The sequence below is a fragment of the Sphingomonas rhamnosi genome, assembly GCF_036663615.1.
Lineage (GTDB): Bacteria > Pseudomonadota > Alphaproteobacteria > Sphingomonadales > Sphingomonadaceae > Sphingomonas.
The window spans coordinates 1-23994 of the sequence record NZ_JAXOJJ010000014.1; the positions used below are offsets into that span (position 1 = coordinate 1).

General features: G+C 59.6%; 24 protein-coding genes. 13 read left to right on the top strand and 11 right to left on the bottom strand.

Features of this window, described 5'->3' with window-relative positions:
• Positions 1-679, bottom strand: a 679-nt coding sequence (locus U1701_RS17805; protein WP_332783919.1) for an alpha/beta hydrolase, incomplete at its 3' end; no start/stop codon positions are given.
• 545 nt (positions 680-1224) lie between these two features.
• On the opposite strand from U1701_RS17805, the gene U1701_RS17810 reads away from it, so the two are divergent.
• The 3 genes from U1701_RS17810 to U1701_RS17820 are packed head-to-tail and all read left to right on the top strand — an operon-like array spanning position 1225 to position 3160.
• Positions 1225-1860 carry a nucleotide-binding protein gene (locus U1701_RS17810; protein ID WP_332783920.1) on the top strand — a complete coding sequence of 212 codons (636 nt, stop codon included), beginning with the start codon at positions 1225-1227 and terminating at the stop codon, positions 1858-1860.
• A 17-nt stretch (positions 1861-1877) separates the two neighbouring features.
• The gene (locus U1701_RS17815; RefSeq protein ID WP_332783921.1) at positions 1878-2210 is read left to right on the top strand and encodes a hypothetical protein; all 333 of its coding nucleotides are present in this window, start codon (positions 1878-1880) and stop codon (positions 2208-2210) included.
• The gene (locus tag U1701_RS17820; protein ID WP_332783922.1) at positions 2207-3160 is read left to right on the top strand and encodes a replication initiator protein A; all 954 of its coding nucleotides are present in this window, start codon (positions 2207-2209) and stop codon (positions 3158-3160) included. The genes U1701_RS17815 and U1701_RS17820 overlap by 4 nt, the downstream gene beginning before the upstream one ends.
• A gap of 534 nt (positions 3161-3694) precedes the next feature.
• On the opposite strand, the gene U1701_RS17825 is transcribed toward U1701_RS17820, so the two are convergent.
• Genes U1701_RS17825 through U1701_RS17835 form a run of 3 tightly spaced genes read right to left on the bottom strand, consistent with a single transcriptional unit; the run spans position 3695 to position 6587 of the window.
• The gene (locus tag U1701_RS17825) at positions 3695-3853 is read right to left on the bottom strand and encodes a hypothetical protein (protein WP_332783923.1); all 159 of its coding nucleotides are present in this window, start codon (positions 3851-3853) and stop codon (positions 3695-3697) included.
• Positions 3850-6312: a type IV secretory system conjugative DNA transfer family protein gene (locus U1701_RS17830; protein WP_332783924.1), complete on the bottom strand. Its 2463-nt coding sequence runs from the start codon at positions 6310-6312 to the stop codon at positions 3850-3852. Before U1701_RS17830 ends, U1701_RS17825 begins: the two co-directional genes overlap by 4 nt.
• The gene (locus tag U1701_RS17835) at positions 6309-6587 is read right to left on the bottom strand and encodes a hypothetical protein (protein ID WP_332783925.1); all 279 of its coding nucleotides are present in this window, start codon (positions 6585-6587) and stop codon (positions 6309-6311) included. The genes U1701_RS17830 and U1701_RS17835 overlap by 4 nt, the downstream gene beginning before the upstream one ends.
• Positions 6588-6865: 278 nt before the next feature.
• Here U1701_RS17835 and mobQ point away from each other — a divergent pair, with 278 nt between their 5' ends.
• The 8 genes from mobQ to U1701_RS17875 all read left to right on the top strand — a co-directional run bounded on the left by mobQ (position 6866) and on the right by U1701_RS17875 (position 14583).
• Positions 6866-8524: a MobQ family relaxase gene (gene mobQ, locus U1701_RS17840; protein ID WP_332783926.1), complete on the top strand. Its 1659-nt coding sequence runs from the start codon at positions 6866-6868 to the stop codon at positions 8522-8524.
• Between the two features lie 30 nt (positions 8525-8554).
• Complete coding sequence (locus U1701_RS17845; RefSeq protein ID WP_332783927.1) at positions 8555-8740, top strand: hypothetical protein; 186 nt, start codon at positions 8555-8557, stop codon at positions 8738-8740.
• Between the two features lie 45 nt (positions 8741-8785).
• On the top strand, positions 8786-9466 hold the full coding sequence (locus U1701_RS17850; protein ID WP_332783928.1) for a hypothetical protein: 681 nt from the start codon (positions 8786-8788) through the stop codon (positions 9464-9466).
• Positions 9467-9595: 129 nt separating this feature from the next.
• On the top strand, positions 9596-9889 hold the full coding sequence (locus U1701_RS17855; protein WP_332783929.1) for a hypothetical protein: 294 nt from the start codon (positions 9596-9598) through the stop codon (positions 9887-9889).
• Between the two features lie 19 nt (positions 9890-9908).
• A complete protein-coding gene (locus U1701_RS17860) occupies positions 9909-11528 on the top strand; it encodes a hypothetical protein (RefSeq protein WP_332783930.1) in 1620 nt (539 codons plus the stop codon).
• Positions 11529-11596: 68 nt separating this feature from the next.
• Complete coding sequence (gene dcm / locus U1701_RS17865; RefSeq protein ID WP_332783931.1) at positions 11597-12904, top strand: DNA (cytosine-5-)-methyltransferase; 1308 nt, start codon at positions 11597-11599, stop codon at positions 12902-12904.
• Between the two features lie 31 nt (positions 12905-12935).
• Positions 12936-13361 (top strand): very short patch repair endonuclease, encoded by a 426-nt coding sequence (locus U1701_RS17870; RefSeq protein WP_332783940.1) that lies wholly within the window; start codon positions 12936-12938, stop codon positions 13359-13361.
• Positions 13348-14583 (top strand): type II restriction endonuclease, encoded by a 1236-nt coding sequence (locus U1701_RS17875; RefSeq protein WP_332783932.1) that lies wholly within the window; start codon positions 13348-13350, stop codon positions 14581-14583. The genes U1701_RS17870 and U1701_RS17875 overlap by 14 nt, the downstream gene beginning before the upstream one ends.
• A 3-nt stretch (positions 14584-14586) precedes the next feature.
• Here U1701_RS17875 and U1701_RS17880 read toward each other — a convergent pair whose 3' ends face one another.
• The 7 genes from U1701_RS17880 to U1701_RS17910 form a co-directional block, all read right to left on the bottom strand.
• Positions 14587-15429 carry an HNH endonuclease gene (locus U1701_RS17880; protein ID WP_332783933.1) on the bottom strand — a complete coding sequence of 281 codons (843 nt, stop codon included), beginning with the start codon at positions 15427-15429 and terminating at the stop codon, positions 14587-14589.
• The gene (locus tag U1701_RS17885) at positions 15419-17026 is read right to left on the bottom strand and encodes an ATP-binding protein (protein WP_332783934.1); all 1608 of its coding nucleotides are present in this window, start codon (positions 17024-17026) and stop codon (positions 15419-15421) included. Before U1701_RS17885 ends, U1701_RS17880 begins: the two co-directional genes overlap by 11 nt.
• Positions 17027-17037: 11 nt before the next feature.
• Positions 17038-17454 carry an EcoRII N-terminal effector-binding domain-containing protein gene (locus tag U1701_RS17890; RefSeq protein ID WP_332783941.1) on the bottom strand — a complete coding sequence of 139 codons (417 nt, stop codon included), beginning with the start codon at positions 17452-17454 and terminating at the stop codon, positions 17038-17040.
• A gap of 5 nt (positions 17455-17459) precedes the next feature.
• The gene (locus U1701_RS17895) at positions 17460-19346 is read right to left on the bottom strand and encodes a DEAD/DEAH box helicase (RefSeq protein WP_332783935.1); all 1887 of its coding nucleotides are present in this window, start codon (positions 19344-19346) and stop codon (positions 17460-17462) included.
• A gap of 49 nt (positions 19347-19395) precedes the next feature.
• Positions 19396-19839 (bottom strand): hypothetical protein, encoded by a 444-nt coding sequence (locus U1701_RS17900; protein WP_332783936.1) that lies wholly within the window; start codon positions 19837-19839, stop codon positions 19396-19398.
• Positions 19840-20386: 547 nt separating this feature from the next.
• The gene (locus U1701_RS17905) at positions 20387-21832 is read right to left on the bottom strand and encodes a DUF8370 family protein (RefSeq protein ID WP_332783937.1); all 1446 of its coding nucleotides are present in this window, start codon (positions 21830-21832) and stop codon (positions 20387-20389) included.
• Between the two features lie 238 nt (positions 21833-22070).
• The gene (locus U1701_RS17910) at positions 22071-22298 is read right to left on the bottom strand and encodes a hypothetical protein (RefSeq protein WP_156350277.1); all 228 of its coding nucleotides are present in this window, start codon (positions 22296-22298) and stop codon (positions 22071-22073) included.
• A 169-nt stretch (positions 22299-22467) separates the two neighbouring features.
• Between U1701_RS17910 and U1701_RS17915 the strand changes: the two genes are divergently transcribed.
• Positions 22468-23085 carry a recombinase family protein gene (locus U1701_RS17915; RefSeq protein ID WP_332783938.1) on the top strand — a complete coding sequence of 206 codons (618 nt, stop codon included), beginning with the start codon at positions 22468-22470 and terminating at the stop codon, positions 23083-23085.
• The gene (locus U1701_RS17920) at positions 23082-23687 is read left to right on the top strand and encodes a histidine phosphatase family protein (protein WP_332783939.1); all 606 of its coding nucleotides are present in this window, start codon (positions 23082-23084) and stop codon (positions 23685-23687) included. Before U1701_RS17915 ends, U1701_RS17920 begins: the two co-directional genes overlap by 4 nt.
• Positions 23688-23994: the final 307 nt, after the last annotated feature.

Genomic DNA, 23994 nt, shown 5'->3' on the forward strand with positions numbered 1-23994 from the left:
GTCCCGGCCATTCCCTTGTGATCGGATCGGCGGTTGGCCGCATTCCGAAAGCATGACCGCCCTTCGCGTAGAGACGCATATCGACGGGCACGCCGGCATCGTTCAACGCCAGCGCATAGGCCATCGCCTCCCTGATATTGTCGACGGGATCGTTCATGGCGTGGATAATGAGCGTCGGCGGTGCCTCAGGGCTGATCTTCACCCAAGGTTTTAGTTCAAGGTTGTTCTTGCCCTTGCTGTTGTCCAGCATGCGCGCTGTGTAAGCTACGATCGCGAAGTTCGGCCGGGGGGATTGTCGGTCGGCGGCATCGGCGAGCGGGTAAGCGCGCTCTTCCGTGTTGCTCATATTCGCTACGAGATACGCGCCAGCCGAAAAGCCGATCACGCCGATCCTGTGCGGATCGATATCATAGGTAGAGGCCCCTTCCCGAAGCAATCCCATCGCGCGCTGAGCGTCGTCCAAGCCGAGCAGCGCCTTCGGTCGCTGCTGCTTTCCATTCTCCTTCGGCCATACCTGCGGCGTCCGGTACTTCAGCATTACGCATGTCATGCCCTGCTCGACGACCCAATCGCAGATTTCGGTGCCCTCTAAGTCGGTCGCAACCGCGTAGAAACCGCCGCCCGGCAGCACCAGCATCGTGGTGCCGGTGTTCCGCCCCTTAGGCTTGTAGATAGTCATGGTCGGCCTGGTGACATAGCTCGCCCAATGCCATTTTGACCCACCGACAAGTGGGGAACCATTGCCGGTCGCCTCGGGATGATCGCCGGTGTCCGGCTTCGCGAGAGCAACGTTCGCAGGCCAGAGCGGCACCTGCGTACCGCCAGCGGTTGGCTGCCATACGCCCTCCCGTTCCACCTTCGGAACCTCGATCTTTGCGGGCGAGGTGGCACTCTTGCTTGCCTGACCACAGGCTGATCCAGCGAGACCGATTGCGAGAAGGGGGGGGACAACGAACCGGAACCGCGACAAACGGTATCTCCTGTTTGAGGGTGCAACCCACGCTTCAAAAGCGGCTAGTTGCAAGGATGGAGATTACCGGTTGCAGCCTTCTCCGCAAGCCAACACCTTCCTGCTTCGGTTAACGCATCGACTGGTAAAAAGCAGTGAACAAGCATGCCCTGCGGTAGCCGTTTTATCACTAAGCGAATAAGCAGCTAAGCGGGAGGCTTGTGTGCTAACCTACTAAGCTATATAAATCGCTTAGTGGGTTAGCAGGAGCAGGTATGCAGGTCTGGGCAGTGATCGCGCAAAAAGGGGGGCAGTCTAAGACGACCCTTTCAACCGGCTTCGCCGTCGAGGCGGCACGTGAAGGCGCGTCCGTCGTCATCCTTGATGCTGACGATCGACAGGGATCAGCTCTCTACTGGTCAGAGCGTCGCGATTCCGATGATGTAATGGTGAAGGACAGCAGCGTCGCTGGCCTGCCTCTCCATATCTCGCGAGGGCGGGGCAGCGGCAAGATTGATCTTATCATCATCGACACGCCTGCGAACTCCAAAGACATTGCGATGCTCGCGGCCGAGCAGGCGGACTTCGTCGTTATTCCCGTGGCCCCTCGCGGGCTGGACGTTCATTCGGTTTTGCAGACAATCAAGCAGGTACAGCAAGCGGGCACACCGTTTGCCGTCATCTTGACCCAAGTTCCGCATCAGGGCGGGGAGGGGCAGGAGGCCCATGCTGGCTTCTCAGCCAAGGGCGTGACGATGTTCGATAGCCGCCTTCATTTCCGTAAGGACTTCTACAAGGCTACGCCTCTTGGGAAAACAGCGTCGGAGACGGAACCTGATAGCAAGGCAGCGGGTGAGTTGCGGTCAGCTTACGAAGAGGCTAAGCGACTAAGCGGTTATACGACTAAGTAAATAAGCGAGGTGGCATAATGGCTCGCAAGCCTTCGGCACTTGCCGGCATTTTCGATGACGAGCCCACAGATGCGACTCCTGTAGGAGCCCCTGTCGCAGACACGGCTCCTGAGCCAGCACAGATCGACACACCGCGTCGTGCGCGTCGTACAGCCGCCGAACCCACGATGCCGGCACGGCGCAGCAGTCATCCCGGCAAGAAGCCGGTGCTGATCCATATTCCCGAAGATATGCACCGAGCGTTGCGTCAGCTCAGCGTCGAAGAGGGTGGGGAACCGCTTACCGTCATTACCGAACGCCTGCTCCGTCAGTATCTGGTCAAGCGGGGCCACACCAGGTTTGGCCGATGAGCAAACGGCGCGATCCCAACCCCGAGTTCGACCTGTTCATCCCGGCGCTGGGCGACCTTTCGCTCCGTGACCAGCGGGAGATCATGGAGCGGCCATTCTTCTCTCTCCAAAAGCGCAAGCGCTTGAAGCCGATCGAATATAAAAGCCCAGACGGCGAAGCATGGGTGCGCGTGCAGGCGATTCCCGACTACGGGATGGCAACGATATGGGATGCCGATATCCTGATATGGGCGGCATCGACCTTGAATCGAATGAAGCAGCAGGGCTTGAACGACTTGCCGCGCACATTGACGACGACACCCTACGACCTGTTGCGGGCGATCAAGCGCGGCACTGGGGGCAGGGATTATCAGGAGCTGCAAGCGGCGTTGCTGCGACTCCAAACTACGTCCATCACGACTTCAATTCGCGCGACAAAGCGACGGCAAAAGGCTGGCTTTAACTGGCTGGATAGCTGGACGTTCGACACCGACGCCGACACCGAGCAGCCCCGGGGCATGACGCTGACCCTCTCGGATTGGGTTTATGAGGGCATCGTGAACGAGAAGTCTCTGCTGACCATGCACCCCGACTATTTCCTTCTGTCCGGTGGGCTGGAGCGGGCTCTGTATCGGATCGCGCGCAAGCATGTCGGCTCGCAACAGGGTGGGTGGCTGTGCCGGGTCGAGGTATTGCGCGATAAGACCGGCAGCGATGCTCAGCCAAAGGAGTTCAACCGGATGCTCCGGCGCGTGATCGAGGCTGACCAGCTTCCAGATTATGCGATGGAGATGACGGAGACGGCCGACAAAAGTCCGGCCGTACAGTTTAGACGGCGTGGTGAGGTCGAGGCGCTTGCGCTTGCCGAGCGGATGCGAGCAGAAGAGGAGCGGAGTGCCCGCTTTGATGCCGATCGCCGGCGTACTGAGGAAGTAGACGCCCGCATGGACCACCTAGCCGGCCGCCGCTGACTATCGGGGTATCACCCACCCAGCGCGCAACTATCGGGGTATCACCCACCGGACGACGTTGGTCGATAACATGCATGCATCGCGATAAAGGCTCGGGCGACTGCCGGACTGTGGATAACTGGCATTGGCAACCGCTTTCGAGGATCAGCGGACTCGGGGTTTCACCCACTATTGCCTCGGGGTATCACCCACCACGCTATCGGGGTATCACCCACCGAATCACGGGGTATCACCCACCGGGGCTTTCTATATGTCGTTGATAATAGGCTAGATATTTCGCTTTTTTGCGAGCTTAACCTTCTTAACAGTCCATATTTAACAGAACCTTTTAACGGTTCGCAGCTCCATCACACCAACGGTAAAGCAAATGCGGAATTGCCCGATGGGCAATATGTTTGTTGATGCGTGCCGGCTAACGCCGTCACAAAAGCGGCCTTACGGCCGCAAGCTTCCGACGAAAGCTAAGCGGATATGGCGGTGTGTGCCTGCACCGTCTCCTGAGCGGACAAGCAAGGCAAAAGTCTACCTCCGTTGTCAGGGGAGGCGACGCCCCCATCCCACTATCGTCCCGAGCAATGCGGCAGCTCCACGGGCGATGAGCATGACGGGGCGCATCACGAACTCAACGGCCATGAACCCCATGAGCTTGCCGAGAAGCAAACCGCCAACGATCGCGACCACCAGCCAGATCATGATCGCGGGCCGGCATGGTAGGGATTGGGATCGAACGCCCCGCGATATTCGGCGTCGGTGCGATAATCGATCCGGTCAAGCAGCCATGCCGGCTCGCCCGCTACGAACACGATCGCGCGCCGCTCGCGCATGACCTCATCGGGCGTCAGCAGCTCGCGGCCGGCGAATTGCTGGCTGACACCGGACGATTTGCCCCGGTTGAACGATCCGCCGCCACCGCCGACGTTGCTGCCACCGCTCTTTCCCGCATTGGCCGTCTCGAACTCGATCGTCGCCTTGCCGAGGCTGTCAGAGACGTATTTCGCGGTTTCCAGATCTCGCGTGTTGAAAAACTGGCTGGTGGCGTTGGCGATGAAGCTGCCGCGCTTGGGATAGATCTTGAGCTGGTCCATGTCCTGCAGGAACAGCCAGAGCGCGACGCCGAACCCACGCACCAGACTGATCGCGTCCTCGATTGCGGTCATGCGGCCGAGCTGGGCGAACTCATCGAGCAGGAACACGACCTTGTGGAGAGGGGTGATGGTATCCGCCATCACGCCGGCAAGAGCGTCGTTGACCAGGCCACGCACGAACCGGGCATTGCCGCCGCGCAGCTTGTCGGCCGGCAGGACGATGTAGACCGTCATCGCTTTGTGTTTGAGATCGCGCAGCGAGAAATCCGAGCGGGCCAGCGCGCGGGCGATGCGGGGATCATCGAGGAAGGCGGTGTGTCGCCGCGCCGACGACAGCACCGAACCGCGCTCGCGATCGGCCATGCCGGAGAAGGTATTGGCGGCGCGCGCGACAATGCCGAACGCGGCATCGCTCGCCATCATCGCCGCCAGCGTGTCGTCCAGCTCTTCCGCACTGCCCGCAAGCAGCCGGCGCACCTCACCCATGTTACGTCGATCGGAAGCGAAGCCGGCGACGTGCAGCACCACGCCCCGGATCAGGTCGCGGGCGGTGTCGTCCCAATGATCGTCGCCGCCCTTGTCGGACGGGATCACGCAGGCGTCGGCGATCGTCATCGCCTGTGCCAGACAATCCTCGCTTTCGAGGTCGATGCGATCGAGCCAGTTCAAGCCGTGGGCGGGATCGCCCGTCACCCCGTAGGGGTCGAGCAGGAACACGGCCTGTCCCATCGCCCGCCGCGCGCGGGCAGTGACGGCGTAGTTCTCGCCCTTCACGTCCAGCACCAGCGCCGAGCCGGGATATTCGAGAAGGGTAGGAATCACGAGGCCAGTGCCCTTGCCCGAGCCGGTCGGGGCGAAGGTGATGACATGGCCCGACTGGCGAAAGCGGTTGTCGCCTGGCACCGGCCCGATTGCGCGGCCGAGTGCGAAGCCGGCAGGGGTGGAGGCATTGGCGGCGGGCAGGTGCCCCAGCGCCCGCATCTGGGCCACGGAACCCCAATAGGCGCTGCCGTGGGTGTCGGGGCCGGGGGGAGGCCCGACCGGTCCCGCAGGGGCGTCAGGCGCGCCCTGTGCCCCTCCGGACGAACCAAAGGGGGCCTTGCCGGTGTAGAGCAGCGGATAGCGTTCGGTGTAGCCCCACAGCGCCGCCAGTGCGAGGATCGCGGCGAGGTCCATCGCCCACCATGGGAAAATGGGCAGGAAGACGTGCAGCGCGAACAGCGGCAGGAAGATCGGCGGGACGAGGGCGACGAGTTTCCATGCAATGCGCGGGCGCTTCGACCGGTACGCGAAGATCGAGCCGACGAACGCGGCGATCAGCATCCATTCGAACAACGCGGTCCAGCGCCCGAGCCGCTGCCCCATGCCGGACCAGTAGCCGGTCATGGTCGTCGGATTCTCGCGCTCCATCTTCACGTCGTTCAGGGCGGTGTTCAAACCTTCCTGTTTGTGGCGTTCGTTGCGCGCTGCCTCATCGGCAAGGATGGCGGCGAGATCGTCGGCGTTGCCCGACAGGTCCATGACCAGCACGTAGGCGGTCCCGGCAAGCGGGCCGGTGCCGTTCGAGCGCAGCGCGCGCGACAGGTCGGACAGGCCGGCGCGCAACGATGCGGGCGGGGCGAGGCCGGCGGACACCAGCCGCTGGCGATAGCCATCAGTTGCCAGTTCCACGAAACCCTTGAGACGGAAATCGACGGGTTCGGATGCGGGATGGGGCTTGGCGGTATCGGCCCTGGCCTGCGCGGTCAGTTGTTCGAGCAGCGGGGCGGCATGGTCGAGGCCATCGGCGACACCGTTCCAGTTTTTCGCATTGGCGGCGGCGATCATGCGGGTGGCGTCTAGGTGCAGATCGGAAATCAGTGCGGACCAGCGATCGGCGCTGGTGTCATGCGCGGTGCAGACGGCGCGGACATGCTCCGCGTGCCGTGCGGTATAGTCCTTGTCCTTGCCCTCCAGAAACTTCGCGCCTTCGAGTACCGGGTCACAACGCGGTACGTCGGCAAGGGCAGGGGAAACGGGAGAGAGTGCGATCCCTCCCGCAATGAGCAGGGATCGCAGCGGCCTCACGATTGCGTATCCGGTTTAGCGTTGGGCAGGAAGTCGAACAGGGCGCGGTCGCGATCGTGCTTGAGGGCCTTGTCGAGCAAACCCGAAAGCTGATCCTGCGAATATTCCCCACGGCGCAGGCTTTCCAGCACCGCGCCGCCAATGAGAATTTTACGCCGCGTATCCAAGGTCCGTTCGGCGTTGCGTTCGCGGGATTCAGCAGCGGCGATCTGGGCGGCCAGTTGCTTCTGGCGTTCCTTGAGCCGGTCAATCTTGCTGGGTTTGGGATCAGCCATGCGCGGTTCTCCTTGGACAGGCAGAAGCTAGAACAGAAGGCAGAAGAAGGAAAGGGGACACAGCCCCAAGCGAGCCACCAGAATACACCAGAACGAAGTGAATGGCGCACTTATGCAAACCTTGCGGTTTGCGTGCGGCAGGGTCATACCCTGCACCCATGTCGCTGATGCGACAGCGGGGTGGACCACCACCCCACACCCCCGGCCAGCATCATGTGCTGGACCTCGCGTTAAGAAGGCAGGAGGCAGAAGAACCATTGCCGCTCGCTCCATATCACATGAGCGTGAAGACGATCGGGCGTTCGCAAGGGCGCAGCGCAACAGCGGCGTGCGCGTATCGGTCGGGTGCGCGCATCGTGGATGAGAAGACCGGGCAGGTATTCGACTACTCACGGCGAGGCGGGGTCGAGCGTCCGCAGTGCGCGATCTTTGCACCGAACGATGCCCCGGCATGGGTGCGCGATCGACCGGCATTGTGGAACGCCGTGGAAGCGGCGGAGGTCCGCAAGAACAGCACGGTAGCGCGCGAGTTCGAGATCGCGTTACCCGCTGACCTCGATAGCAAGGCGCGGCAGGAGCTGGTCGCGCAGTTCGCGACGGCCTTGGTTGAACGCCACGGGATGGTGGTCGATGCCTCGATCCATTCCCCCGATGCGGACGCGGCCAAAGGGCAGGGAAATCGCAATCATCACGCGCATGTGCTGTGTTCGACGCGGCGGATTGAACCGGACGGTTTTGGCGCGAAGGTGCGCGAGCTGGACAACCAGCGATCGGGCGAGGTGGAGCATTGGCGCGAGAACTTCGCGGCCATGTGCGGTGACGCGCTTGAACGGGCGGGCCTTCCCGAGCAGGCGGCCCGCTGGCGCGCCGGTCACATGCACAAGGCCGGGCAGTTGGAGGCGGCGCGCGCGCGCGGCGATACGGCATTCATCGCAGAGAACGAGGCGCGGATGCCCGGCAAGCATTTCGGCCCCAACATCATTCAGATGGAGCGCAAGGGCGTCGAGACGGTGCGCGGCGAAAAGGCGCGTGAGCCGGTACGGGCGAATGCCGAAGTGATCGATCTTGCGGAGGCTCGCGCCCGGATCGAGGGCGAGCGCCAGGCCGAACCGGAACGGCGCGGCGGGTTGCTTGATGCGGCGCGTGCGGCATCGCGGGGCAGTAGCATCCGGATGCTCGACACGCCTGGCGCTCCGGCCGCGCCGGCAACACCAGCGGCGCGTGCGCCCGAGCTGGTGTTGCGTGAGTGGCGGACCGAGAACGATCGGCAGTTTGCCGGTGTCGTCGCCAAGGCCGAGAAGGTGGACGACTATGCCCGCCGGCTTCTCGCCGGTCATGAGCGCCGGCAGGAGGCGCATCGTTTGCAGCGTCCCGAGGTTCCCACCGGCTTGTTCGCATCAGTGAAGCGTGGAGCCTATGAGGCAGCGAGCAAGGCATGGGAGCAGACCCGCGCGGCGATCGGCAAGCGGATCGAGCGGCTGGGCGAGCAGATCGACCGGCTTGCCGGTTACATGCGGCGTGCGTTTCCGTGGGAGGGTAACCAGTCGCCCGGCGAGCGGCTGGCAGAACGCCTCGCCACGCGCGCCAGGCCGGCGCTGGCGGCAGAGGTTCAGGCAGCAAGGGAGACGGGCATGGCAGCGATCGACGGTACAACCAGCGCAAACGAACAGCGGCAGGCGGAAACCCGTGCCATTGCTGAACGCGACGGCCGACTGGCGGCCCAGCAGGACCGCACGCTGGCCGAGCCTTCCCAGGCTCCGACGCTGGACGGGCGGACGATCAGCGACCGGATGGCCGGCAAGACAGATGCCGCCGGCAAGCCGCCCCAGACCGAGCAGGAGAAGCGCGTCGCCGAGGCCCGCGAGAAGATCAGGGCAAGCCGGGAGAAAGAGCGTCAGGAGCGCGAGCAGGGCAAGGATCGCGGGCGTGGCCGATAGACAGACCGAACCAGCAAAGGAAACGGAATGATGACGGACAGGCTTTGGAAAGTGACCGTGAGCAGCCTCTATCCCAATGATAACAGGGTTGAGAGCGTCTATGAGGGGCATCACGCCGACGAGGCAGCGGCCCGCGATGGGGCGCTCACCAAGAAGGCGATGGACAACGGCGGGTCCACGATCGACTGCGTCGTGGGTGTCGAGGAGATCGGGTAATCCCGTTCCCGCAAGGATCGGAGCTGACCTGTCGGAGCATGTACCATGGCGTATAGTCAGGATGAGGTGCTGGAAGCGTTTGACCGGGCGTTGCGCGCAGCGGCGCGGGTCGATCGCCCGGTCCACGATCCCGACGATCCCTGGGTTCCGCACCGATTTGACTGGCTGGAGGACGTGCATGGCTGGATGACCCCCGTGGGCGAAGGGGTATGGGTGCCGGCCGCGTTGCTCCGCCGTTCAATGATGCTCGATTGTCTGCTGTCCAATGAGGAGCTGCAAAGCCCGGCCCTCTCCCTCGCACGCTGGCCAGACCTTGAGGCCATGATCGCCGATATCGACTGGTCTGCCATCGCTCCTGCAACCCCGGAGCCGTCGCCGCCCGAATGGGTGCCTCCAGACGGGGCCAGCCCGCAACGGGTTCAGGCTGGCCGGACAGCCATCGCGAACAACGCGCTTAGTGGAATATATCCGTCATGGTTCGGGCTGGAGGTGCTGGGCCTGTGGGCGCGGCAGGTCGTCGGGATCGGAGAGGCCGTGGCGATGCTTCGTCGCCGGCAGACTGAAGATAAGCCGGCTGCCCTCCATCAGATACTGCCCCGGGGCAGTCCCGCGATGGCAGAGGCGCGGGCCTGGATGCGTCGTCACGAGGCTGACGTGACCATGCTGAGGCTGGCTGACATGGAATTGCACCCGGTCGGCACGGATCAGAGCGGCAGCAGTATCTGATCCGCGTCGGGAATATCTATGGCAGGGGCATGTGAGAGGATGGCGTGATTGTTCAACCGGCAACCGGGCGTAAGGCTGGCAGTCGGTCAGGAGCGCGGGACGATAACGGCCGGGGAAAGGGACGTGGACGTGGACGCGGGCGATAGAGAGGAATTGACGAGCGTTATGGCCCGGCTTCGCAGCGGGCATGATGTGCTCCCGTTCATGACCAGTCATTATCCGGTGGCTGACATGCAGCCGAGGCCAATGCCTGACGACATGCAGGCCTTGCTGGAGGCAGCGCCCGACTATCAGGCTGTCCATCCTGGACTGGGGCCAGTGTGGCTACAGATTGCCAGCGGCAACGATGCCGCCGAGCTGGTGGTTTACCGGACGCGCGCCAGCGGCAATCTGTATGTCATGGCGCCAGTTCGCGAGCCGTAACCACGAGGAGAACGATACGATGCAGACCCCATGGGGCGAGCTGGCCTCGCTTGACCTTGCCGACCATGAGGTGTGCCGCACGATTCTCGCGCAGGACAAGCACCAGCTTGCCGAAGGCCTCGTGGTCGAAAGCGTATTCGATCAGATTTTCGATGACGTGCCCGCCCATCTCGAGGGGGCGGTTCTGCTCGATGCCGATACTGCGATCGTTGATCCGGGCAGGGGGCAGCAATGGCTGGCATTTGTCTGGTCACGCGGCCACCAGCCCGGGCTGGGCCGCTATCTGACGGCGCTGGAGAAGCGGTTCCGGGTGTGGCTGGTCGAAACCGATGATCCGCTGACCACCTTCTCGGCACGGGAGTGGAAGGCGGGCCGGCTTGTTCCCGGCAGCAGGCCCCTGGCCGGGCTGATGGGCGAGCTGTCCGGCAGGAAGCCGCAGGCCGTCGAGGTGTCGCAGGCGGTGCGCGATGCCAACCGCCAGCAACAGAGCTTCTGGGGGTTCCTGTCCAGCCAGCACGGGCCGGCGCTGGGCCGCAAGGTGATCCTGCCGCGCCTGTTCATGAACTGCGGCGTGCAGCCGTGGTTCCGGGCGGTCTGGAACCTTGATCGCATCTTGGTGCACGGCGAGGATATCTGGCTGCTAGAGATCAAGCACAAATACCCGATGCAGGGGCCGCCCGTATCGTTCGGCCTCAATTCCGGGGAGCTGAACGTAATCATGCGGCTTGGGGAAGCCGGTGTCCGCTGCCTGCACGCCATTGTCGTGAAGCCGATATGGTCGAAGGAAGCGGGGTCGATGTACCTGCTCAACGACATGCGGTTGCGTGCGCGTGCGGCACTGATTGGCATCGACATGAACACCGGGGTCACTGCCGGCATGATGGCCGGAGGCCGGGGCACGTCCGCCGGCCACACCACCTTCAGCGGTTCGGGTAATCTTACCTTTCGTGTCCTGAAGGCGGGGGCCTTCAGCCGTCTGGGGTTGCTCGCCGACTCCCCGGAAGCGCTGGCTGGAAACATTGCACGGCTGATTACGGGCGCTTCGCTGCCGGCGGTTGAGGATCGCTGGCTGGCCGAACTGGCAGGCAGGGCATCACCGGCGGTTCCAACCGAAGCCCAGGCACCTGCACCCACACCGGAGCCGGCACCCGCACCTGAACCGCCCGCATCGCCCTTGGTTCGCGAGCCGGAAGACGCGGAGGTTGAGGAACCGACGCGGCCGACCGGGCACACCATGGCATGGTCCGTCGCCGATCGCCGCTTCGAGCTGTCGGCCGGGCATGGTCGCTCCCACCTCGTATTGCCGGACGGGGAGGTGGTCGAGCTTTCCAACGTGGAGTGGGCAGCCGTCGCGGACGCGGTACGCCTTCTCGTGAAGAAGGGGGCTAGGAAGCAGTCGCCCCTCAGGCCGGTCAGCCAGAAGGAACGCGGGCTGGCGACAGGCGAGCGCTGGACCGACGATAAGGATGCCCGGCTGATGCGACTGTGGAATGAGGAGAGAGCTACGATCGAGGACCTGATGAAGGCGTTCGATCGCAACGAGGGCGGGATAACCTCCCGCCTTGTCAGGCTTGGCGTGGTAGCTTCTCGTGACGACGCACAGACCGAGAGCCGAAAGCGCGGTAAACCGGGCGATTAACAACGATTGAGCAGAAACGCGCCGAAGTGCCGGCTTTGTTCTTGTTTGCTGGGACTCATAATGCCAAAGTGGCACAAATTGTCCCAGAGGTGCCCGTGCGATCTGATTCTGAGTTCTCCCGTTTGCGTGCCAGTGCGGGCATCAGCATCGACGAGTTTGCTGATGCCGCAGGCTTTTCGCGCAGCACAGTCTACCGTTGGGAACGAGGCATAACGCCGCCCCGGCGTGCCGCCGTACGCATGTTGGACGATATACTACGTCGCAGTCGCATTTGTGCTCCCTCGGAAGCTTCAGCTTTAGAGAAAAGTGACAGTTTTACGTTTATTGACTTGTTCGCTGGCATCGGCGGCCTACGGCGGGGGTTTGATAAATGGGGCAAGTGTGTATTTACTAGTGAATGGGACAAGTATTCACAAAAAACGTATCTGGCCAACTATGAGTGTGATCATGAGGTCGCTGGTGATATAACTAAGGTACCACTGGAGAGCATTCCGGCACACGACCTTTTATTGGCTGGTTTCCCATGCCAGCCTTTTTCGATCGCTGGCGTATCAAAAAAGAACGCTTTGAACCGGCCTCATGGGTTTCTTGATGAAACACAGGGAACGCTGTTCTTTAACGTAGCGAAAATTATCCAACATCATCGTCCACGTGCATTTTTGCTCGAGAATGTAAAAAACTTAGTTAATCATGACAAAGGCCAGACGTTCAGGGTTATACATAAAACCCTGACGGAGGAGCTGGGATATCAGGTTCATTGGAAGGTTATAAACTCTAAATCATTCGTACCTCAGCAACGTGAACGCATATTTATTGTAGGATTTCGCGAGAAAAACGATTTTACCTTTGATGACCTCGTGCTGCCTGACCCACTAAATGGACCACGGCTTGGTACAATTCTTCATCCTGAAGACGGATCCGAAGAGTTGGAATCACCATACACACGCGGTAATATTGCGTCAGTATCGGATAAGTACACGCTGACTGACCATTTATGGCAATATCTTCAGGGGTATGCCGCGAAGCACAAGGCTGCAGGCAACGGTTTCGGTTTTGGACTCGTTGGTCGTAGCGACGTCGCTCGCACTTTGTCCGCGCGCTATTATAAAGATGGATCAGAAATCCTTATCGAGCAAAAAGGTAAGAGTCCTCGCCGTCTGACGCCGCGGGAGTGTGCGCGACTTATGGGTTTTGACGAGCCCGGGGGGCACGATTTCATTATTCCTGTGTCTGACATGCAAGCCTATCGCCAGTTCGGTAACGCTGTTGTGGTGCCGGTGGTGAAGGCCGTTGCCGAGCATATGTTGCCTTGGCTTATTGATTGCTCTGAAATCGAGCCGGAGCGGCTTCAGCGGAAACTGGCTCTTGCCGGGTGATATAGTCGATACCGCGACGCGCAGTCGAATGATGGCGGGCATCAGGGGTAAGGACACAAAACCCGAACTGGTCGTGCGTAAAGGCCTTCATGCACTCGGATTTCGGTTCGTTCTTCACGATCGTCGCCTGCCCGGGAAACCTGACATGGTACTGCCGCGCTGGCACGCCGCGATCTTTGTTCATGGCTGTTTCTGGCATGGTCATGACTGTCGACTGTTTCGCTGGCCTGGTACCCGGCCAGACTTTTGGCGTCAGAAGATCGGTCGTAACCGGGAACGCGACGACGAGGTAGAAATCGCGCTCGATCATGCAGGATGGCGCGTGTTGAAAATCTGGGAGTGCTCTTTGAAAGGCACCGGACGAATAGGGGTAGAAGAAACAATCAAACGCAGCGCTACATGGCTCCGGTCAGACAGTAGTAGCGGCGAGATTAGGGGAACCGATGGCAATTGCTGATCTTTCAGACTGGTTGGACGAATTTACGGCACCGGAAATCATTTGGTATGTGAAGCGTCTTTCCGGCAACGATACGCTTGCCAACGGCTCGCATCAGGCCGGACCGTATGTTCCTCGGGAATTCTTGTTTCAGGTTTTTCCATCAATCGCCACGACCACGATTAAGAATCCGGAGATATGGTTCGATCTCTACATCGACTCTCATTCCGATCACCGGAACGTCCGGGCGGTCTATTACAATAATAAATTTCATGAGAACCCTGCCGGCGGCCGGAATGAGGCGCGGTTGACAAACTTTGGTGGCGGCACTTCTGCGCTTCTCGATCCCGAAAGTACCGGCGCCCTTACGGTCTTTGCCTTCCGCACCGACGTAGGCGGCGCCGCGATCGACTGTCATGTCTGGGTTTGCCGGCACGAAACCGAGGAAGAGATTGTCGAGGATCGTATTGGTCCTGTGGAACCCGGAAAATATCTGCTGTGGTCGCCTGTGCAGCCGCAAGGCACGTTGCCCTTGCCCGTCCCCACCACCACGAGCTGCTGGCTGCAGCCAGCGCAGATGCCGCCAGCATGGTTGACCAAATTTCCCGCAGCCGCTGACATAGTACGGAAGGCGGTCGAGCTTCGACCCCTAGCAGCGCTGACTCCCGACAAGCGGTTGCTGAAGCGCCGGGAATGTGAATTTGAGATATTCCGCAGCGTGGAGCAGGCCATTGAGCTGCCGGCGATCACCGCGGGCTTTACCGCCGTTGATGACTTCATCGCGCGGGCGCAGACGGTGCTGCAGCGGCGCAAGTCCCGCTCAGGGCGGTCCTTGGAGCTTCATACGCGCGAGATATTCATCGAAGAGAAACTGGTTGAGAATACTCACTTCACCCACGGCCCGGAGTCCGATCCGGGCCGGCGGCCCGATTTCTTGTTTCCGTCAGAGGCAGCCTACAAAAATGGTGCCTTTCCCGCCGACCGGTTGCGGATGCTGGCCGTGAAAACGACCTGCAAGGACCGTTGGCGACAGATACTGAACGAGGCCGAGCGGATCCCGAACAAGCACCTCCTGACATTGCAGGAGGGTGTATCGGTATCGCAGTTCAAGGAAATGACCGAGGCGGGGGTCCAGCTTGTCATACCGGAGAAGCTGATCGATTCATTTCCGCAGGCGGTGCAGCCTCACCTACAAACTTTGGAGAGCTTTATCGGAGACGTGCGCCTCCTCACTTTGCCCTGACGGCTACCCGGCGATCATCATTTCACGCAGCTCCTCCACAGTATAAGGCGGCGACCGGCGATGCGCGACGGTGTGGCAGTTAGGGCAAAGCGGCACCAGATCATCTCGCGGGTTGATGATATAGCCGGCGCCAAGTTCGGAGACCGGCGTCACATGATGAACCTCAATCAGGCCCGTGGCTGCGGGTCCGTATCGGTCATCAAGAAGCAGGCCGCAGGCCTTACACCCATATCCGTGAATGGAGAGCGCAGCGGCGCGATTTCGCCGATCGCGCTCATAGCGGTTGACTTCGATCCGAGTACGGGCGCCTTCAGGCAGGCCCTCATCATTCCTTGAGTCCTCATCTTCTACTTCCACAGGCAGTAGGGCTAGAATCGCAACCGCCACCCGGCCGGCCCACAGCTCTACCAGCTTTGAGTCGGCTGTTTCGTCACCTTCGTTGATTGCAAGCATGCCCCGGCGTACCGATAGGGACATGCTGCGCCAGGGATTGCTCCATATTGCATCGTCATTCGGCGATGCTGCAGCACCGTTCACGGCAAAATCGAGATCAGCACCGTCAGCCCGGCAAAGATCCAAAATTGCTCGAAACGACGCTTGGCCGGTCTCATCGGCAGCACCCATTGCGGCTAGCAGATCGCCGGCGAAGTTTCCGGGAAGGAAACGCACATCGAGGCGTCGCCACCCAACCGTTGTCCGGATGCTAAAGGTTTGTCCCCGGTGATGACCGGATGGATGCAGCTCAAGCCAGCGGCGCCCTTCCCCGTCCCGTCCCTCGCCGCCGGCAAATTCCAGACCGGCTTCCGCTGATATGCGGCCGGCTAGTACGTGCGGATCAAGCGACATCCTTCTCTACTTCCGGATCGGGGAGCGCTTCGACCATTTTCTCAAGGATACGAGAAACCTCATACCGCAAGTCCTTAAATAGCTCATTTGTATTATCACGAACAGTTGTCAGTTCTGCAACGCAAAGCGCCCACATAAGTGAATCAAGACCCTGCAGGGTTACACTACGCGCGAGATTTGGAACATATACTTTGCTGTAGTAGGGGTGGCTTGTGTTGATCTGAACTGCGCGATGCTGCTCAATCATGACCGGTTGGAAAAGAAGGCCGTTGGTGATACTATCAACCGGTTGAACAAAAACCTCACCTGGTCGCTGTGCATTCGCGATTGTCAGTTTGAGTTTGAATTTTCCGTGCGCGTTTTTGACGATCACCTCGCCGGTATTCGGATTGGTGACATTAACCTCTGCGCCGCCGGCTTCGGCCTCGTGATTCCGAATGTTGGTGTTCGAGGTGTCGTGTGCGCCCACGCCCTTCTTGGCAATTCTTTTTTGCTCACCCTCACGCCGACGCCTATTTGCCTCACGGCGCGGCGCAGGCAAGAACTGTTCCTCCAACCAGTTTGCCAAATCCTCGTTGAGGATAATCTGAGATTTTTTAATATCGAGATGAAACGCATCATCGAGCTTATTGTCGAAGGAAAACTCGACACGGATCAGATTGTAGTGAGGTTCTTTCCGGTAGATGCCAAGCCAGTCGGCATCATGAATCAGGCGGTTTTCGCGATATATATATATGCCCTGAGTGTCGTTTCCGACCCGGGCAGAGGCTGCGGCTTCCTTGGAGGGAAACTCCTCATCGCGGGGCAGGATGTAAGCGCGTACCGTGAAGTCAGCCTGTGTGCCGTCCTGCAGCTCCGACGTAACAGTCTGTTGTGCAACAAGTTCTGAATAGTCGCGCTGAAAGGGATCCCAAGGTTCAACCGGTTTTCCGTTCAGCTCGATCTCAACGTGCCTGACGCGGTCGTCATTGGGATCGAGAAAGCGTTGATAGATCATACCGAGATGCCGGCGGAGGCCGGCTTCCTTGGATTCCATCGCTTTTTTCGCCCACCCGGCGGACTTGTCTTCATAGTCTTTGATGAGCCGGTCCACCTGCTCCCAGAGTACAACGGTGCCGGAATGTCCCGCTGCGATCGTATCGAGCTGTTCCACCGCCTCCTCGTCGCAGTCTGTAGCTAGCAGCAGTTCCCAAGATTTTGCGTTAGCAACATGAAGGAGGTCCCAGGTTGCCATGAGAGGCGGCGTGTTACCGCTTGGCCGCGAGATCACCGAAAGCCGCCGGCAGAAAGCCGTTGAGGCAGTTTTTAGGCCGAGGCCATATTTTCCAAGACTCGCAGCGCTTGGCCGGGCGGCAGAGCCATATTGCATGGCATTGATCAGCCCCTGCCGGTTCATGCCGTCGCCGTTATCAACAATCAGCAACCTGATCTGTTTTTTCATGTCGGCGGCGAGCCAAAGCTGCACCTTGGTGGCGTTCGCCGCGATCGAGTTATCGACGATATCTGCGACGGCAGTATTGAATTCATAACCCGTGTCGCGCAGACCTTCAATCATGCGTTCCGGATTTGGTGGCAGGTTCAGCCGTTCAACAGTCATAATATCCCCCTTCAGATCTCTACCACACGCCATCCTGAGCCGAGCTTTAAGACGCCAGCGGCGCTTATTTCGGTTTGGCGCTTGCGCTTATGCGTGACGTTATAGCGTTGCCCATCATGCGACAGGATCACCTCATCACCTACGACGAGGCTGGCCTGCCGTATATACTTTGTCATGCGCGTAAGTCTGTATTCGTTGCGAGTGCCGCCAAAGAGTGCGTTATTATAATAAATAAATGCAAATTCCCAAAAAGCTCCACTTTCATCCATAAACATCAGATGGGCACGCGGGTTGTATTGAGATGCATCAAGACTTGGAAAGAACGAAAGAATATTAGTCTCTTTTGGAACAAGAATTCCAGCCTGATGACCACCAGTTTCTCCAGTGTCATTTTTACTCAAAACCTTGGCAATGCTCCGATCGACCATATTCACTAAGCTTTCCGGGAAAGAGGTGTGCGGCCGAGGGCGGCTACGATATCTCCATAATCGTCATCTGCCCCCTTCACCCCAATCACGGCCGTGCCGGACAGGGCGCGTTTGCGGGTCAACCTATCGTCAATCACGTCCTCAACGGTGTCGGCTACCAGCAGGCGATGAATAGTGACGGGCAAATCCTGCCCGCGCCGGTAGACGCGGGCAGAGGCTTGGTCCTCAAGAGCGGGATTCCATTCGGGGTTGTAATGGATCACATGGTTGGCGGCCGTGATGTTAAGGCCTGCCCCCCCTGCTTTCGGGTTCAACACAAGAGCAGCGGCCCCCGTGATCGCGCTGAAGCGGTCGATCATGGGCTGGCGATCGTCGATCGGCAGGCGACCGTCGATGATGCCGGCGAATGCGCTGAAGCGCTTCTCTATATGGCCGGCTATCATGTCCGCCATTACAGTGAACGACGTGAAGATAATAACCTTCTGGCCCAGCGAAAATATTTCATCGATGATCTCATCAAGACGTCGAAACTTCGAGAAGTTCATTGGATCGTTTTGCCCATGATCGCGATCTACCAGCGAGGGATGAGCGCAAAAGCGGCGCATTGCAGTTAATGCAACCAAGGTGGCGGCCTTGCCGTATTCCTGCGCTATCCGATCGCGGATACGATCGTAGTGCGCGGCTTCCTCCTCCTCCAGCTCAACAATCTGCGGTATGTCGATGCGAGGCGGTAGGTCCTTTGCAACGTCCGCGATACGTCGGCGTAGCATGAGGGGGGAGACGAGCGGTTCGAGCAGGGCGGCTCCATCGATGTCATCCTGAAAATGCTTCTGGAATGAGGCTGCATCCCCGAGATGGTCGGGCAAGACAAAGTCCATAATGGACCAGAGATCGAGCAGTTTGTTTTCAACCGGCGTACCCGTCACGGCGAGACCTGCCTGCCGGCGCAGGCTTTTCACGGCCTTTGTCCGCTGTGCCGTAGGGTTCCGGATATATTGCGCTTCATCGAGAACGATCACGCGCCAATCGATCATATTCAGCAGGCTATTGTCGCGCACCACGCTATCATAGGACGTAATTACAACATCGAAATCCTGCAGGTCGGCAGGGCGTCCTGTCCGGGTAGGTCCGTGATGCTTTAGCACCTTCAGGTGCGGCGCAAAGCGGGCGATTTCACGCTTCCAGTTTTCCAGCAGCGAGCCAGGCGCGGCGATAAGGGCCGGGCTAAGCGGGCCGTTCCCGGCATCGCTTAACGCGCTGATTATCTGCAGTGTCTTGCCGAGGCCCATCTCGTCCGCAAGGAGGCCGCCAACTCCTTCCGACAGCAGAAACTTGAGCCAGCGCCATCCGAGGGTCTGGTAGGGATATAGCGTGGCATTCACGCCGGCGGGCGTATCATCGGCCGCCGGAGCAAAAGCCAATGGCGATACCGAGCGATCTGCCATCCTGTCCTCGACCGGAGCACCGGTACCGGCCGCACGCTTTATCGCAAGGAAGGATTTCAGCGATCGGGCGCTACCAAGCGATATGCCGGTAGACTTCATAAGGCTTTCGACCTCAGCACTCTGATCCGGTTCGATCGCGTACCAAACCCCATCGGCAACAACATGGCTGCGGGCAAGATCGTGTTTTTGTAGCGAAACCTCTTTCCCTCTGCAGGTTCCGGACAGGAAGTAGCTGGGAAGGCCATCACCTTCCACCTCCCCGATAACAAGGACAGGCACTATCGGGTAACGAGAGGCGCGCAGCCCTTCAATTTCGGTCGGGATTCCAGGTGCGGCAGGCGTGCGCTCCACAAGCGTGCCATATATTTCATCCGCCAAGGGAAGCCGCACGCCTGCTGGCTCGATCAGAGTAAGTGCGCTACCTTCAATTTTCCACGCAATGGTCATTGCTGGAGACCTCTCCATAACGTCGTCGAGCCTATGTCGTCACCAGATGTCACCAGAAGTAGCCGGCCGCTTGTGCCGTGAAGCCAGCTATGATCAGACCGAGCCCTGTATAGGTAACTGTCAGGGACATGCCGGCAGTCTTTTCGTCGTTTTCGACGGTCGCGACCATCATCCGCGCCACCGTTGCAAGATTGTCGGCGAGGCCATTGATCCCGTCCTTCATTTCATCAAGACTTTGCCGGGCGGCATCAGGATCGAATGTCCCGGGCGAGGGGAAATATGCCCCCTCATCCCGGTAGTATTCCCGGAAGTCGCCCGAGATCGACTTGAGGAAGGCATCCATGCCGCCGGCCGCCTTCATCACTTCCGTGAGTGCCGATATGCGATCCGAGGCGTCTTCGCGAAGCTTCCATTGGACCCGCACGAGATCCGCACCCAGCATCATCACCCCAACAAGATCGAGTACGAGTCCGCCGACGCTCAAAGTGATCATGTCAGATTACCGCGCTACTTCTTTTGCGGTCGAGGCGGCGGCGGGGCAACTGGAGCCCTTGGTGTCGGAATGACACCTGTTTGCGGCTGCGACACGCCGCCCGGCGAAAATGGCGCGCGCGATGGTGGAACTATCCCTCTTGCCCCCCCCGAGGAAGGTGCTGGTGGTAGGCTTGGCTTGTTGGTCATTGGTATGAATCACATTTGCCGTGACGAATGAGAACAAACATAGAAGAGCAACTGGAAATGACCATAGGGCTAACCCGTTGAGGCGACCCGACCAGACGGCAATCAGCGGAGCGTCAGCATAGAGCGCTGCCCGTCTTGCATCGATCGCCCTGCGCGCCGTAGCGAAACTGACCGTGAGCGACAGTAAGCCTACTACGTCAACCGCCCACCCAGCGATTAAGGCCCACGGCCAGACTGCCTTCGCAATCGGCACCGCGCTGCCCGCAAACGACACGGAAGCTGCAAACAATGCCGTATGGGCAAGCGCAACAAGCTATCACGAGCTGATTCAGTGAGTCCTCAACAGGGACTCGAATCCATCACGGGCCTTTGCGCTTGCTCGCTGATGCCTTCCGCTTAGCGTCAATGACGATGATATCTGAGGCAGGTTCGCCTGCGGCTCGGGCAGTATCACGTAACCGCTCGATCTTGCGGAGCTTGTAGCCCATGCCGCCAATATCCATAACAACAAATATGCCAGCAGACGTGGCGGCGGCTTTTTTATAGATCTCGAGCTGGTTTTTATAGCCGCTCTCGACAGTACCCTTAGACAACTTCATTTCCACAACTAGTCGTCCGTGAAAGCCAGTCGAGAATTTAAAGTCGACTGGACCACCACCAGAGTTTGTCTCAGGAGATATGTCTACGTTGTTAACAGCGCACATGACCGTAGCAACCGCGAAAAATAGAAGTTGGCTGGCGCGTTCATGCCGGTGGGATGTTCCGTTCCACAGCAACTCCCACATATTGTTATCTTCAACAAGCCTTCTAAACTGCTCGATAATGTCGACAACGGTTTGCCGCAGACCAGCAGCATCCATCGTTGCAGGCGGCTTGAGCATACCAGAAAAGACCTGCGGGTCTTGGTATAGGATACGACGGAACTGGTAATACCCGTCGAGGTCAGCCTTTTCGTCATAGCTTTCGGAGGCGCCAGCGACCGCTTTAATTATTAGGCGAAGGATGCGAACTGACTTAAGGCTTATCTCTCTGACAGCCTTCTTCTTATCAGTTACGCTTGCTTGAGCAAAGTTACCAAACATTTGGTTTACTGCGTCACGTATCTCGTGAACCTCCATCACGACACGAGACACGTCGGACCAATCAGCGGCTAAAGGCAGGTCGCGCAGGAGATCGCGAGGGACTAAGACTACAGGCAGAGCGGTATTGTACGGGTTTTCGGGAAGCAATCGGTTTCCATACTTGGCCCCAAAAACGCGGGTGGGGATGCTGTTAGCTGTGCAGAACTCCTCCGTAATCTCGCAAAGAACAGGAAGTAGGAAGTTGGTAGTCATGTCGCTAAGGGTGTCTGGTCCAACACCTTTCTCGAACAAGCCCATCAAGGGTATCATGTCGGGGTTTTTCTCGCCCAACGTGATGATCTGCTTAGCAGTGCGTAGGATATCATGGCGCAGATGCGGTGGCCGAGAACTGCCGCTTGTTCCGGCACCGCCGAAGCCCAAGCCGGTTTCTGGTCGTTCGTCTAAATTAAGGGCCTTGAAGGCACCCTTCCACGCCACATCGCCTTCCGCTTGAGATATATCGACCAAACCAATTACGTTGTCGAAGGACTGCTTGATCAGCTTACGCCCATCACGCTTGATGATTGCATTCTGACTTTTGTAGATAAGCAGCGGGTCTATAAACAGCTTGGTATCGCTGTTCAGCACGGGGTCAAGAAGCTTGGCAGCATCGAACTTTTTGGGGTCAACCTTGAAATGCTTCGAGAACAAGACCGGATGAACGAGTGTCTTCTTGCCTGTCACGATCCGCTCCCGCCCCCAATGATTGAAAGCTAGCTAGGCACTGACTGAGTAGCAAGGCGGCGACGAACGAGCGTTTGCCGTTGAAGCGGAAGGTCCGCCTTCCGCCAGACCCAAGAGTTCAACCGTACCGCCGCGACAGCCGGGATATCGTTGCCTGATCGGCTCCGAGCAGCGCCGCGAACGGTGTGCGTAAAACGGCCGTTTTCTCACCGCCTCGGCGGAGCCGGCTTGCATTCATTCAAAGCGCTCGCACCACCTCGTCGCCTTCACGCGCGTGGCGGACCAACTCGCGCCGGCCGTCAGGATATTTCTTGATCAGCAGTCCTTCGGGCGTGTCGTCCTCTACGTAATAGATTGGGCGGCCGGCGGCTAAGTGTTCGCGGGCGGCAAAATCTCCGTCTCGCTCCAACCCTTCCGCAATAATATCCCAGAGATCGGTCGTGCCACTGTTCGCATCTGCGTCCATTCCAATGCCCTTCTGAAATCTCGCCTTCTTACGGCCCAGCCGCATGTACAGAAAACGTCCGTTTGATGCACACCGTCGGCACTGGCTAGGAACCTCGCCATTTATGGCATTGAAACGTTCAACAACCCGTGCGAGAAACTACGTCTAGAAAACGTATGCCTCGGATTGAATGTTGAACGCAACGACCACCCCCCTCCCCGGCCAGGCCGGTACACGCCGGATCGGATATGCGCGGGTATCCACGGTCGACCAGGATCTTGCGCCCCAGCTCGACGTGCTGCACGCGAAAGGGTGCGATCCGATCTATTCGGAGCACGCGTCCGGCAAACAGGCGGACCGGCCCGAGCTGCTGAATGCCCTGAAGGCATTGCGCGCCGGGGACACGCTGGTCGTGTGGCGGCTCGACCGGCTCGGCCGATCGCTGCCAGACCTGATCGCGAACGTGAACGAGCTGGCGACGCGCGGCGTTGCCTTCGAGAGCATCACCGAGGCGATCGACACCACCACGGCGTCCGGCAAGCTGGTGTTCAATATCTTTGCCAGCCTCGCCGATTTCGAGCGCCATCTTATCAGTGAGCGCACCCGTGCCGGCTTAACCGCCGGACGCGCGCGTGGTCGTATGGGAGGCAGGCCCCCTGCCCTCACTCCCAAGCAGCTCCGCGAAGCACGGCTGTTGCTTACCGATCCGGACGCGACGGTGACGGCCGTGGCCGAACGCTACGAGGTTAGCCGAACCACTCTCTACAAGGGGTTGAGGGATCTTGCGGCTAGGGAAGGGAAGACATGAGAGCCATATTCATTCGTCACGGCCAGAGCACCGGCAACGCCGGCATGCCGTGCCATGATCTGGCGACGATCGAGCTGACGGAGAAGGGTTGGGGCCAGGCCCGTCAGGTCGCGACGGACTGGACCGAAACACCATCGCTGATCGTAACCTCGCCTTTCTTGCGTACCCAGCAAACGGCCGCCCCGACCATCGAGCGCTTCCCCGACGTGCCGGTGGAGGTGTGGCCGATTGAAGAGTTCACCTATCTCCAGCCTTCTCGCTGGAACGGCACGTTGTCGGCAGATCGGGCACCGCATCTTGTACGGTACTGGGGCGAAGCTGATCCGACCTATTGCGATGGCGAGGGTGCGGAGAGTTTTGGCACGCTGCTACGCCGCGCCGAGGCGGCGTTGGGGCGGCTTGCCGCCCTGCCCTCACCCGGCCCGGTTTATGTTTTCAGCCACGGGCAATTCATTCAGGCGGTGCGGGCTGTGGTCACGGAATCCGAGCTGGACGATCGCGGCAAGATGCTCCGCTTCTGGCGCAAGGGTGAGCCTCCTGCGATCGGAAATGCTGAATTAGTGTCGTTCGCTTGGTCGCATAGCCAATGGCAACACACGTAGCACTAAGCTACTAACCAACTAAGCGATTAATGTTGAAATTTGTTGGATTACCGCCGAGAAAAGCTAGGGATTTCGTGTCAAAACGATGGTGATTTGGAAAGCGGCAATTACGGAATGAATCCCGTGGAATACCGCTCAAACCGGCTTCGAGGTTACAGCACGCCAATGTTGTGCAGCCATTGCTTGACCTGTCCCGGCCATTCCCTTGTGATCGGATCGGCGGTTGGCCGCATTCCGAAAGCATGACCGCCCTTCGCGTAGAGACGCATATCGACGGGCACGCCGGCATCGTTCAACGCCAGCGCAT